The 12,509-nt window shown below is 73.4% G+C and carries 11 protein-coding genes and 1 pseudogene; 7 read left to right on the top strand and 5 right to left on the bottom strand.

The annotated features are described in order from the left end of the window. Positions 1-136: 136 nt before the first annotated feature. The 4 genes from ACQP0N_RS10985 to ACQP0N_RS10970 are packed head-to-tail and all read right to left on the bottom strand — an operon-like array spanning position 137 to position 2,819. Positions 137-568 carry a hypothetical protein gene (locus tag ACQP0N_RS10985; RefSeq protein ID WP_433119683.1) on the bottom strand — a complete coding sequence of 144 codons (432 nt, stop codon included), beginning with the start codon at positions 566-568 and terminating at the stop codon, positions 137-139. Then, the gene (locus tag ACQP0N_RS10980) at positions 552-1,307 is read right to left on the bottom strand and encodes an SDR family NAD(P)-dependent oxidoreductase (protein WP_357120112.1); all 756 of its coding nucleotides are present in this window, start codon (positions 1,305-1,307) and stop codon (positions 552-554) included. The genes ACQP0N_RS10985 and ACQP0N_RS10980 overlap by 17 nt, the downstream gene beginning before the upstream one ends. Continuing rightward, positions 1,300-2,571, bottom strand: coding sequence for an AMP-binding protein (locus tag ACQP0N_RS10975; protein WP_433119681.1), 1,272 nt, complete (start codon positions 2,569-2,571; stop codon positions 1,300-1,302). Before ACQP0N_RS10975 ends, ACQP0N_RS10980 begins: the two co-directional genes overlap by 8 nt. Then, positions 2,568-2,819 carry an acyl carrier protein gene (locus tag ACQP0N_RS10970; RefSeq protein WP_355050342.1) on the bottom strand — a complete coding sequence of 84 codons (252 nt, stop codon included), beginning with the start codon at positions 2,817-2,819 and terminating at the stop codon, positions 2,568-2,570. The genes ACQP0N_RS10975 and ACQP0N_RS10970 overlap by 4 nt, the downstream gene beginning before the upstream one ends. Positions 2,820-2,954: 135 nt before the next feature. Here ACQP0N_RS10970 and ACQP0N_RS10965 point away from each other — a divergent pair, with 135 nt between their 5' ends. Next, complete coding sequence (locus ACQP0N_RS10965; RefSeq protein WP_433119679.1) at positions 2,955-3,428, top strand: GNAT family N-acetyltransferase; 474 nt, start codon at positions 2,955-2,957, stop codon at positions 3,426-3,428. Between the two features lie 99 nt (positions 3,429-3,527). Here ACQP0N_RS10965 and ACQP0N_RS10960 read toward each other — a convergent pair whose 3' ends face one another. Next, on the bottom strand, positions 3,528-5,261 hold the full coding sequence (locus tag ACQP0N_RS10960) for a hypothetical protein (RefSeq protein WP_433119677.1): 1,734 nt from the start codon (positions 5,259-5,261) through the stop codon (positions 3,528-3,530). Positions 5,262-5,615: 354 nt separating this feature from the next. On the opposite strand from ACQP0N_RS10960, the gene pseB reads away from it, so the two are divergent. From pseB to ACQP0N_RS10930, 6 genes and pseudogenes are all read left to right on the top strand, one after another. Beyond that, positions 5,616-6,599 carry a UDP-N-acetylglucosamine 4,6-dehydratase (inverting) gene (pseB, locus tag ACQP0N_RS10955; protein ID WP_355050345.1) on the top strand — a complete coding sequence of 328 codons (984 nt, stop codon included), beginning with the start codon at positions 5,616-5,618 and terminating at the stop codon, positions 6,597-6,599. Beyond that, positions 6,596-7,753: a DegT/DnrJ/EryC1/StrS family aminotransferase gene (locus ACQP0N_RS10950; RefSeq protein WP_433119675.1), complete on the top strand. Its 1,158-nt coding sequence runs from the start codon at positions 6,596-6,598 to the stop codon at positions 7,751-7,753. Before pseB ends, ACQP0N_RS10950 begins: the two co-directional genes overlap by 4 nt. Positions 7,754-7,763: 10 nt before the next feature. Further along, positions 7,764-8,612, top strand: coding sequence for a hypothetical protein (locus ACQP0N_RS10945; protein ID WP_433119673.1), 849 nt, complete (start codon positions 7,764-7,766; stop codon positions 8,610-8,612). Then, positions 8,602-10,438: pseudogene (locus tag ACQP0N_RS10940) on the top strand (class I SAM-dependent methyltransferase). Before ACQP0N_RS10945 ends, ACQP0N_RS10940 begins: the two are co-directional and overlap by 11 nt. Positions 10,439-10,572: 134 nt before the next feature. Then, the gene (locus ACQP0N_RS10935; RefSeq protein ID WP_433121555.1) at positions 10,573-11,271 is read left to right on the top strand and encodes a cytidylyltransferase domain-containing protein; all 699 of its coding nucleotides are present in this window, start codon (positions 10,573-10,575) and stop codon (positions 11,269-11,271) included. Next, the gene (locus tag ACQP0N_RS10930) at positions 11,268-12,332 is read left to right on the top strand and encodes a PseG/SpsG family protein (RefSeq protein ID WP_433121553.1); all 1,065 of its coding nucleotides are present in this window, start codon (positions 11,268-11,270) and stop codon (positions 12,330-12,332) included. The genes ACQP0N_RS10935 and ACQP0N_RS10930 overlap by 4 nt, the downstream gene beginning before the upstream one ends. The last annotated feature ends 177 nt before the right edge of the window (positions 12,333-12,509 follow it).

The raw sequence follows: 12,509 nt of genomic DNA, 5'->3' as shown, positions 1-12,509 counted from the left end.
GCCCGGCTCTGCGACCGGCAGGGCCCTGTGCGCCTCCTGTCGAGCTGCCCCGGAAATGGGGCGGGCCGTGGGTGACATCCCGCCCCACCGATGGGGCAGCTCGACAGGCACCGCCGACAACACCGGCACCCCGCCGTCAGTCGCGGCCGATCAGCCCGGCGCCCTGCCCGGGGGCGACGCCGACGGTGACCACCAGATCGGCGACCCGCAGGGTGCGCCAGAGGATGGCGCCGTTCACCGGAGTGCCCAACCCGTGCCGACGCCACCAGGTCGCGATCGGCACGTCGACCAACTTGCAGCAGCACTCGGCCCGGGTCCACCGGGCCCAGAAGTCACCGGCGCCGAAGCGGCGGGCCAGCGCCGGGGGCACCGGGGCGTTCACGCGCTCCGCGTCGACGGCCACTCGCCAGCCCGGCACGGGCGGGCCGTACCAGCCGACGCAGCGCCCGTCGTCGAGGTGACTGCGGGTCGTCGCCGAGGCCAGGTCGGCGGGCGTACCGATCCGTAGGTGCCGTTCGGCGGCGGCGAGCAGTCCCGGCACCGGCCGCAGGTCAGATGGAGGCGGCACCGTCCACCACGATGACCTGGCCGTTGATGTTGGTGTGCTCGCGCAGCAGCATCCGCACCACCGGTACGACCTCCTCCGGCTCGGTCAGGTGGCCGGTCGGGGTACGGCGCACGATCTGGTCGAGCTGGGTCGGGCCGAGCACGGCGGACATCTCCGAGGCGAAGAAGCCGGGCGCGACCGCGTTGACCAGCATCCGGCCGCCGAGTTCCCGGGCGAGCGAGCGGGTGGCGGCGTCCATGCCGCCCTTGGTGGCCGAGTACGCGACCAGGCCCGGGAAGCCGCGCTGCGCGCAGATCGAGGTGATGTTGACGACGCGGCCGCGCAGCCCCTTGCCGAGCATCCGACGGATCACCAGCCGGGTCAGTTGCAGCGGCGCGGTCAGGTTGGTCTCGATGATCCGGGCGATGTCGTCGGTCGCGGTGTGCACGTGCAGGGAGTCCTGCCCGACGGCGGCGTTGTTGACGATGCCGTCGATCGGGCCGAGGCGCTGCTCCACCTCGCGAACGAAGCCCTGCGCGGCGCGTAGGTCGGTGACGTCGACCGAACCGACGTGCACCCGGTCGGGATGCTCGGCGGCGAGCTTCTCCAGCTCGGGGGTGACGGTACGGGCGAACGCGGCCACCCGTACGCCGGCGTCGAGCAGGTCGGTGACGATGGCCAGGCCCAGCCCCCGGGAACCGCCGGAGACGAGGACCACGGAGCTGGGGGGAACGAGCTTGGTGTCGGCGGGGTCAGACATCGCTCTTCAGGGTCTCCTTGACGGGAATCTCGGTCAGCACACGGATCCGGCGGGGCACGGCGTGCTCGGGCAGCCGGTCGGCGCACCAGCGGACCAGCGCGGCCTCGTCGGGCAGCGGGGTGTCCGCCTGCTCGGCGGGTGCGAGGACCACGTCGGCGACGACCATCCGGCCGAGCACCGGGGCGCGGCGGCCGGTGACGCGGGCCCAGGCCACACCGGGATGCTGGGTCAGCACGCCACGGACCAGACCGGCGGAGACCTTGCTCCCACCCACGTTGATCTCGTCGGTGTCCAACCGACCCGTGATCAGCACTCGCCCGTCGACCACCTGCACCCGGTCCCCGGTGCGGACCGGGCCGGACAGTCCGACCCCGTGGTACGGGGAGGTGACGACCAGTTCGTCGGCACGCACCGACAGGGTGGGTCGGCCCTCGGTTTCCCGGTCCAGCCACTCGGCGGGGAACCCGGCCCGCCCGTCGTGCACCACGATGGACGCGCCGACCTCCGAGGACGCGTAGATCCAGGAGATCCGCGCGGCCGGGAAGACCTCGCGCAGCTGGTCCAGGATCGCCTGGTCCACCGGCTCGCCGCCGAGGGTGATCTGACGCAGCGGCACCCGGGCCAGCGCGGCGGCGTCCCGGTAGAGGGTGCGCCGCCAGAAGGTGGGCGTGCCGGACGCGGCGTCGACCCCGTGCGCGGCGGCGACCGCCGGCCAGTCGTCCAGTTCGTCCGGCTCGATGACCACCAGGTGCTGGCCGGGCTGGGTCAGCGACAGGGTCACGACCTGCCACCAGGCGTACGTGCCGGGGGCGTAGGGGCACAGCCAGGTCCGGTCGGGCTGGTCGGCCCGCACGGTGGTCAAGGTGTCGAGGGTGTGCCCGACCCGCTTGGGGCGGCCCGTCGAGCCGGAGGTCAGCAGCCACAGCCGGCCGGGTTCGGCGGGGCGCGGTCGGGCCGGCGCACTGGGGTGCGCGCCGTCGTCGTCGAGGACGGTCACGGTGAAGCCGGCGTCGTCCAGCTCCGCGCGCATCGCCGCGTCCACCCGACTCGCGGTGCTGAGCAGCAACTCGGTGCCGTGCACGGCGTGCTGCCGCGCGGCGACGAGCGCGTGCCGGGCGGAGTGCGCCAGCACCGCGGCGGGGTCGGGCAGCTCCGGCGTCGGCAACGTCCGCCACGTCAGCGCGGTGCCGCCCACGACGAGCCGGTTGTCGACGCCGGCCGGTTCCGGGCCCACGGTGGCCGGGGGGTGGGTCGCGACGGTCACTGCTGCTGTAGCTCGACGAGGAAGTCGAGGACGTCGCCGATGGTGGCGATGCGGCGCAGGCCGGGAGCGTCGAAGTTGAGCTCCTCCCCCGTCTCGTCCTCGACGCGCAGGGCCAGCTCGGAGAAGTCCAGCGAGCGGAAACCGATGTCCCGCAGCTGCGCCGCGTCGTCGGCGGGCAGCTCCTTGTCCTGGTTCTTGAGCACCTGCGCCATGAGGTCGCGGATCTGCGCGCGACTCAATTCGTTCATGCGCCGGAGTCTACAACCCAACGAATGGATAACTGCTTTCCCGGTGGGCCCGGGTAAGGTGCTCCGACCGGTTGTGTTCAGACAGGAAAGCGGGAGCACGTGCTACGCGAAGCGACGGCGGACGACGTTCATCTGATGTTGTCCTGGCGTAATCAGGAAACCAACCGTCAGGTCAGCAAGACCAGCCACGAGATCACCGCCGAGGAGCACGCCCGATGGTGGTCGGCGGTGCGCGACGACCCGACGCGGCGCGTCCTGACGTACGTCCACGACGACCGGCCCTGCGGTGTCGTCACCTTCTTCGACCTGCGGCTGGACGCCCCACGAACCGGGGCGTGGGGCTTCTACCTGGACGCCGACGGGCTGGCCGGGCGGGGCGAGACGCTGCCGGCCTGGCTGGGGGTGATGCGGGAGGCCGTGGAGTACGCCTTCGACGGGTTGCACCTGACGCGGCTCGACGGCGAGGTGCTGGCGCACAACACCGTCGTGCGGCAGATGAACCGACGTTTTCGATTCGTCGAGGGCACGCCACGACAGGAACTGTCCGACGGGCGGGAAATCACCGTCATCCCGATTTCCCTGGCGCGCGAGGATCGCCGCCAACGGTGATTGCCGCCGCTATTTTGCACGCTGGCCGATAAGCATTAACCCGGTGGACATCCGCCGTTCACGCAATTGCGGTGTCCACCGGGCGGAACGAATATCGGATCAGATGCGTCGCCAGGCCGCCCAGTGCTGTCGTTCGTTGCCGCCGAGCCGGACGAAGCCGTACCTCGCGCCGTCCCAGTCGTCCGGCTGGCCGGGCGCCCAGCGGGCGAACACCACCTGCGCGGCGGCGGGTGGCTGCTCGCGGAACCACCGCACGTCGGTCCAGGTCACCTGGTGGCTCAGGTTGAACCGCAGGATGTAGTGCACGCCGGTGGAGGCCCAGACGCGCTCGCCAGGGCGTACGCCGACGTCGGCGACCCGGGGGGTCGGCGCGGTGCTCGCCGCCATGGGCCGCACCAGCCGTTGGTCGATCACCTGCATGGTGAGCAGGTTGGCCACGACCAGGACGCCGAGCACCGGCAGCCGCAGGCGGGGCACGCGGACCGCGGCCACCAGCAGCACGCACGCGCCGATGCCGATCAGCGACCCGAGGATCGGGCGCATCTCGCGCCAACCGTTGGTCAACGCCATCAGGTCCGGCGCGCCGAAGCCGCCGTAGCGCAGCGAGTGACCTCGGCTGGCCACGTACGCGAGGCGACCGGCGACCACCGCGCCGCCGACGACCAGCAGGCCCACCGCGACCGCCGCCCGGCGCAGCGCCACCCGGCGCTCCTCGGTGAGCAGGACCCCGAGCCCGACCAGCAGCCAGAACGGGGCGAGCATCTGCACGTAGCGGCCGTAGATCGCGTCCAACGGCTTGCCGGTGATGCCGGCCAGGATCACCGACGCGCCGCTGGCGACCCCGACACTCACGACCAGCGCCACACCCATCGTCCAGCGGGTGGCGTCACCGTGGCGCGGACGCCACAGCTCCTTGACGGCGGCGGCCCAGGCGATCCCGGCCAGCCCGAACGTGATCACCACGAGGTACCAGAGCTGGGTGGTGACGGCCGCCCCGACGCGGACCACCCCCTGCGCGGAGGCGACGGCGGCGACGGTGCCGCCGCCGGGGGTGCTGCCCAGCAGGTAGACCTTGTCGCCGAGGAAGCGGATGCCGGCCTCGTTGACCAGCGCCAGGGCCAGCACCGGCAGCAGCGCCGCGAGCACCGCGACGGGGGTGATCCGGCGGCGCACGAACAGCAGCAGGACCAGGCCGGCGTGCACGGCCACGATCACCAGACCGCGCGAGTGCAGCAGGTGGAACGCCCCCACCAGCAGGCCCACGGTGGCCGCCGCGAGCGGCCCGGGACGTTCGATCCAGCGGTGTACGGCGAGCAGCCAGGCGACCACCAGCGGCGCCATCACCGTGTCGATCATCGCGACACCGGCGTAGAAGGCGGTGGCCGGCAGCGTGGCCGCCACCACCGCCGCGAGCAGCGCCGACGCGCGGGGCAGCCGGAGCACCCGCCGGCCCAGGAGGTACGCCAGCGGCAGCAGCGTCGAGTTGACCATCGCGTTGATCAGCTGGACGAGGCGGTAACTGTCGGCGAAGTCGTGGTGGCCGAGGAACGCGGGCGAGATGAGCATGGGGTATCCGACCCGGCGAAGCAGGTCGTTCTCGCTGCTGAAGCCGCCCGGACCGCCGGCGAGGGCGCGGGCGGTGTTCAGATAGCTGTCCTCGTCGGTGTGGGCGATGGGCAGCGCGATGTGCCGCGACAGCCACATGCGCCAGGCGACGCTCAGCACCCAACCGACGAACAGCAGCAGCGGCACCAGCCAGCGGCGTGCGGGTGTCGCGGGCGCTGTCTCGGCCGGGACCGCCGGCCGTTCGATCACGTCGCTGCCGGTTGCCATCAACGCCTCCTGAACCGCCGGCCGGACCGGCGCTGGGCACGCCGGACAGGCTGGTGACGCTCGGGGATGATCCGCTCGCACCGAGGCGGTGCGGATGTCGGGTGAACGCGGCGACCACGACGCGCGCAAAGGCTGCCGGGTCGCTCGCGCGGCCACTGTAGCGACCCGATCTCCGCTGGTCAGCCCGCTTCGCGGACGGTCCGAAACGTTCGCCTGCGCGGTGCCCGCCATTCACGACGGCAGGGGAAGCGGTTAACCCGCGAGCGCCGGTGCGTTAACCCGCCGCCGTTAGCGTCTCACCCCGGTCGGCCGGCCGAGGGCCGCCGGTTCATCCACGATCACGGGAGCACCAAATTGAGTGAGTTGAATGGATCGTCCATTCTGATCACCGGGGGAACGGGTTCCTTCGGCAGGACCTTCCTCCGGCACATCCTCACCGAGGCCGACCCCGCCCGGGTGGTGGTCTTCTCCCGCGACGAGCTCAAGCAGTACGAGTTGCGCCAGCAGCTCGGCGACGACCCGCGCCTGCGCTGGTTCATCGGCGACATCCGGGACCGGCACCGCCTCACGCGGGCGATGCACGGCGTCGACCACGTGGTGCACGCCGCCGCCCTGAAGCAGGTGGACACCGCGGAGTACAACCCGTCGGAGTTCATCGCCACCAACATCACCGGCTCGCAGCACGTGGTCGACGCGGCGATCGAGGCGGGCGTCAAGAAGGTCATCGCGCTCTCGACCGACAAGGCGTCCAGCCCGATCAACCTGTACGGCGCCACCAAGCTGGTCGGCGACAAGCTGTTCGTCTCGGCCAACCACTACGCCGCGCACCACCCGACCCGGTTCGCCGTCGTGCGCTACGGCAACGTGGTCGGCAGCCGCGGTTCGGTCGTCCCGCTGTTCCACCGGCTGGCCGCCGAGGGCAAGAGCCTGCCGATCACCGACAAGCGGATGACCCGCTTCTGGATCACCCTCGAGCAGGCCGTGCAGTTCGTCATGGACTCGTTCGACCAGATGCAGGGTGGCGAGCTGTTCGTGCCCCGGATCCCCAGCATGCGCATCCTCGACCTGGTCGAGGCCGTCGCCCCGGACGCCACCACCCACGAGATCGGCATCCGGCCCGGCGAGAAGCTGCACGAGGAGATGATCGCCCCGGACGACAGCCGGCGGACGCTGCGCGCCAAGGACCGCTACATCGTCCAGCCGACCATCGCCGGTTGGGGCTACCAGCCGCCGGTCGACTGCGAGCCCGTGCCGGACGGCTTCGCCTACCAGTCGGACACCAACGACGAGTGGCTCACCGTCGAGCAGCTACGCGAGATGCTCGGCCTGACCGCATGACCGGGATGCTCCCGTACGGCCGGCAGTCGATCTCCGAGGACGACGTCGCCGCCGTCGCCGGCGTGCTGCGCGGCGACTGGCTCACCACCGGGCCGCAGGTCGACGCGTTCGAGGCCGACCTGGCCCGGGTGACCGGCGCGGCAGGTGTCGCCGCCGTCTCCAACGGCACCGCCGCGCTGCACGTGGCGTACGCGGCGGCCGGCGTCGGACCGGGCGACGAGGTGGTGGTGCCGCCCATGACGTTCGTGGCGACCGCCAGCAGCGCTGTCGCCCTCGGTGCGAAGATCGTCTTCGCGGACGTCGACGAGGAGACCTTCTGCCTCGACCCGGCCGCCGCGGCGGCGGCGGTCACCTCGCGTACCAAGGTGGTTTCCGCCGTCGACTACGGCGGCCACCCGGCCGACTACGACGCGTTGCGCAAGGCCGTCGAGGGCACCGACGCCCTGCTGCTCGCCGACGCGGCACACTCCATCGGCGGGACGTACCACGGTCGGCCGGTCGGATCACTCGCCGACCTGACCACGTTCTCGTTCTTCCCGACGAAGAACCTCACCACCGCCGAGGGCGGCGGGGTCGCCGCGCTGGATCCGGAGATCCTGGAGCGGGCCCGCCGCTTCCGTGGCGTGGGCATGGTTCGCGAGCGTGACGACCTGCGCCGCCCCGACGAGGGCGGCTGGTTCTACGAGGTCCCCGAGTTCGGGCTGAACTACCGCCTGCCCGACGTGCTCTGTGCCCTGGGCCGCAGCCAACTGCGCCGCCTCGGCGAGTTCGTGTCCCGCCGGGCCGCGCTCGTCGCCCGCTACAACGAGGCGCTCGCCGACCTGGACGGGGTACGACTGCCCGTCCAGCAGCCGTGGGCCGAGCCGGCCTGGCACCTCTACCCGATCCGGGTGCTCGACGGCCGTCGCCGCGAGGTGTACGACGCGATGCGCGCGGCCGGCATCGGTGTACAGGTCAACTACATCCCGGTGCACTGGCACCCGGCCTTCGCCGACCTGGGTTACCGACGCGGGTCGTGCCCGGTCGCCGAGTCGTTCTACGCCCAGCAGCTGTCGCTGCCGTTGTACCCGGGACTCAGCGACGCCGACCAGGACCGCGTCATCGACGCGCTGACCGCGATCCTGCGGGGCAGCGCGGTGCGTTCCGCCGCCTGATGGGAAGCTGATGCACCACGCCAACCACTTCTACGGCCACGCCCACGTGCTGGCCCGTTACGCCGGCCTCGGCGACCGGCATCCGCCACGGATCAACGGGTACGTGCAGCACGGCTGGAACATCGGCGACGGCCTCGCGCCGGGTCACCCGTACGCCGACCGTACGCCGAGCCTGCTCTGGTCCGAGCAGACCCGCCGCCGGGCCTGGTCGGTGGGGCGGCGCAATGTCGTCGTGATCGGCGCCCCGTTCACCTACCTGCTGGCCATGCGTCCGGAGGACCCGCCGGAGCAGGAGCGGGAGGGCACCATCTGGTACCCGTTCCACGGCTGGGAGGGCCAGCACGTCAAGGGCGACCACCGGGAGCTGATCGCCCGCATCCGCGACACCGAGCCCGGCCCGGTGACGGTCTGCCTGTACTGGCACGAGTACGGCATGCGCCACGTCCGGCGGCTCTACGAGCGCGCCGGGTTCCGGGTGATCTGCCACGGCTACCGGGGACACTGGTGGAAGGACACCGACCCGGAGTTCCTCGACAAGCAGTTGACCGAGCTGCGCCGGCACCGCCGGGTGGCATCCAACCGCCTGACCAGCGCGATCTTCTACGGCATCGCGGCCGGCTGCGAACCGGCGGTCTACGGCGACCCGATGATCCTGTCCAACGAGGACCCGACCTTCGGCGGCACCGCCCGCATCCGTCGGCAGTGGCCGGAGCTGCACGGCACCACGGTCGATCTGCCCACCGCCGTCTCGATCGCCCGCGCGGAGCTGGGCGTCGACCACCGCTGCACCCCTGCCGAGCTGCGTGAGCTGCTGGGTTGGGCGAACCTTGGGGAAGAAGAGGACGACAGTGACGACTGAGACCGCACCCGCCGGCCGGATCAGCCTGCCCGGCGGCGAGATGCTGGCCTGGTCCGACCTGCCGAAGGAGCGGTTGGCCGACGGCGGGCCGCTCGCCGCGCTGGCCGCCCGCGTCGTGCCGTCCGGCGCGCGTGTCCTGCTGGCCGGCCCGCACGACCCGGCGCTGCTCGACCGGCTCGCCCACGCCGAGGTGACCTGCCTGCTGCGCAGTCACCCGGACGCGGTGGTGCTGGCCCCGCGGGCCACCCGCGTCATCGTGGGTGGCCCCGCCGGCCTGCCCGACGCCGAGACGTACGACGTGGTGATCGCCGCCGCCGGCCTGGACCCGATCGAGTCGGTGGAGGGCACCCGGCTCGGCTGGGACGGCGTGCTGGCCCGGCTGGTCGCGGCGGTACGCCCCGGTGGCGCGCTGCTGCTGCGCCTGGACAACCCGCTCGGGCTGCACCGGCTGGTCGCCACCACCCCTGGTACGCCGCCCGCGACGACTCCGCCTGGGTCATCGGCGGCGTGCTCGACCCGGCCCACCCCGCCAACCGGGACCAGCTCCGGCAGCGGATCACCGACAGCGGGCTCCGCCCGAGCGCCTGCTGGGCCGCGTACCCCGATGGCGCGACGGCGACGGCGCTGCTCGACGCCGACCAGCTCGACCGCGGCGCGGACCGCGGGCTGTTCGACGCGGTGCTGCACGGTGCCTGCGCCGGCGCCTTCGCCCCCGCCACGGTGCTCCAGGATCCGGCCCGACTGGCGGTGGACGCCCTGCACGCCGGGCGGGCCGCCGACCTCGCGCCGGCCTGGCTGATGCTGGCCCGCCGGCCCGGTGGGCCCACGGACTCCGCCGCCGACGGGGAGCTGCCGGTGGCGCTGGTGCAGACCGGCTCGTCCGGCCAGCCCGGGATCGGCGTGCTGGAAGTGCGCGACGGCCCGTCCGGCTGGCGGTGGGGCACGTCGCCACCGCCGACAGGAGCGCGCCGAGCGCGCCGTTCGCCAGCCGCGAGGCCGCGTACCGGGACCCCGACGCGCTGACCGGGCCGGTGCCGTCCGGGCGGCTGCTGCACACCCTGCTGCTCGACGCCGCGCTGCGCCGCGACCTGGCGACGGTGCGCGCGCTGCTGCACGGGTACGCGGGCTGGCTCGCCGACCAGGCCGACGCCGACGGACGGCTGGTCGGCGCCGCCGCGCTGGCCAGCGCGGACAACATGGTGGTCGACGGGGAACGCTTCGCGGTGCTCGACCCGAGCTGGCGGGCGGCCGACCGGCTCCCCGGCGACGTGGTGCTGGCGCGCGGGCTGTGGCGCTTCGCGGCGGCCCTGCTCACCGGCGGGTACGCCCACCCGTGGTCGTCCACCCTCGACGTCGCCGGCCTCACCGTCGTCCTCGGCGGGCTCGCCGGCCACGACCTGGACCGGACGACGGTGGCCGAGGCGGTCCAGGCCGAGGCGGCGATCACGGCCAGCCTGCACGGCCTGGACGCCGAGCGCCGCACGGCCCTCGCCACCGACCTACCGGCGCTCGAACCGACCGACCCACCGGTCGGGGCGCACAGCTACCAGCAGTTGCGCGAGGCGTGGTTGCGCCAACGCGAGGAGATCAGCCGGCTGGCAGCCCTCACCAAGTGGACCGACGAGCTGCTCACCTCCCGGGAGCGGGCGCTGCGCCGGGCCGAGGCGAAGATCGGCCTGCTCAGCGGGTCCATCAGCTACCGCGTCGGCCGGCTCGCCATCACCCCCGCCCGGCTGGCCAAGCGGGGTGCGCGTGCCGCGAAGCGGCGTGCCCGAGCGGCGCTCGCCCCGAAGCAGCTCGTCACGGAGCAGGAGGAGCAGCAGTGACCGACGACGACGGCTCTCCCGCGACGACGCCGCCCGGCCCTGCGGCGCGGCCCGCCACGGCAGCGCGTCCGGATGCGACGGCCGACGCGGGAGCGGCCGCCGGAGCGCGGATCGTCGGCATCGTGCAGGCCCGGATGGGCTCGTCCCGGCTGCCCGGCAAGGTGCTGCGCCCGCTGGCCGGGCGGTCGGTGCTCGGCCGCGTCGTCCGCGCCGCCCGCGACAGCGGCGTCCTGGCCGACCTGGTGGTCGCCACGAGCACCGACACGGTCGACGACGCGGTGGTCGACGAGTGCCGGCGGCTCGACGTGCCGTGCCATCGCGGCCCCGTCGACGACGTGCTGGGCCGATTCGTGGGCGCGCTCGCCGCCCACCCCGGCGACGCGGTCATGCGGTTCACCGCCGACTGCCCGCTGCTCGACCCGGAGATCATCACGTTGGTGGCCTCGGTGTACCGGGCCGTACCCGGGTTGGACTACGCGAGCACGTCGATCGCGCGCACCCTGCCCCGAGGGCTGGACGTCGAGATCATCCGCGCGGACGCCCTGCGTACCCTGGACCGGCTCGCCACCGGCCACCACCGGGTGCACGTGACCTCGTACGCGTACACCCATCCGGAGCTGTTCCGGGTGCTCGGGGTGACCCTCGCCCCGGACCGTTCGGCGCTGCGGCTGACCCTCGACACCGAGCAGGACTGGGCGCTGGTGAGCGCCGTCGCCGACCACTTCGGCGACGTCAGCGTGCCCTTGGCCAAGCTCGCCGACTGGCTCGACGGGCAACCCCGGCTGCGCGCGCTCAACGCCGACGTACGCCAGAAGCGGCTGGAGGAGTCCTGAGCACGCTACGGGTCGGGTTGCGCTGCGACGCCGGGCCGCGGCGCGGCGTCGGGCACCTCGTCCGCTGCCTGGCCCTCGCCGAGGAGTTCCTGGCCCGAGGCGCCCACGTCGCGGTGTTCGGCACGGTCGAGGGCGTCGGCTGGGCGAGCGCCGAGCTGGCCGGGCGCGGCATCGAGCTGCACCCCGGTCCCGAGTCACCGGGCGAGCTGGTCGAGGCGGCCCGACGACACGACCTCGACGTGGTGGTCCTCGACTCGTACGAACTGGACCCGGCCGCCGCCGGCGCCCTGCGCGCCGCCGGCATCCTCACCCTCGCCGTCATCGACGGGGACAGCCGGGGGCAGGACGCCGACCTCTACCTCGACCAGAACTTCGGGGCGCGGCTTCCGGAGCTGCCCGGACGGCTGCTCGCCGGCAGCGGGTACGCCCTGCTGCGCGACTCGGTCGTGACCGCCCGCCCGGCGACGCCCCGGCCCGCCACGACGGTCGGCCGGCCACGGGTGCTCGCCTTCTTCGGTGGCACCGACGCGGTCGGCGCGGCACCGGCGCTGACCCGGGTACTGCTGGCCACCGGCCACCCGATGGACCTCACGGTCGTCGTCGGGCGACCCGAGATCGAGGCCGAGCTGGAGACGATCACCCCCGGGCGGGGGCAGGTCGTCCGTCCCGTCCCGCCCACCGGCGCACTGCCCGCCCTGATCACCGAGGCGGACCTCGTGGTCAGCGCCGCCGGCACCTCCACCTGGGAACTGTGCTGCCTCGGCGCGCCCGCGGCGCTGGTCTGCGTCGTCGACAACCAACGCGAGTCGTACACCCGGGTGGTGCGCCACGGCCTGGCCGCCGGCCTCGGCGAACTGCCGGAACTGACCGCGGCCGGGCTGCCCGGGCGGACCGCCCGCGCGACGGCGGCGCGAACGCTGAACGGGCTGCTCAGCTCGCCGCGACGCCGTGCGGCGCTGGCCGCCCGAGCCTGGGCCGCCGTGGACGGCCAGGGCCGCGCCCGCGTCGTGGACGCCGTGCTGGAATCCGTAACCCCAACCCCAACCCCCGCCACCCCCTGACCCGCCCACCCGCTCCCGCTCCCGCTCCCGCTCCCGCTCCCGCTCCCGGCGATCTTGCACTTGCTGTCGCGACACAAGGGGCGTCTGCTCCCATATCGGCAACCGAAACTGCAAGATCGGCGCGGGGTGGGGGCGCTGCGGGCGTGCGGGGCGGCACTCGCACGGGTGTACTAATGG

Source organism: Micromonospora sp. CA-246542 (assembly GCF_050942905.1).
Classification (GTDB): Bacteria; Actinomycetota; Actinomycetes; order Mycobacteriales; family Micromonosporaceae; genus Micromonospora.
Note: the sequence above shows the minus strand (reverse complement) of the source record. Positions and strands in the feature narration are given on the sequence as shown.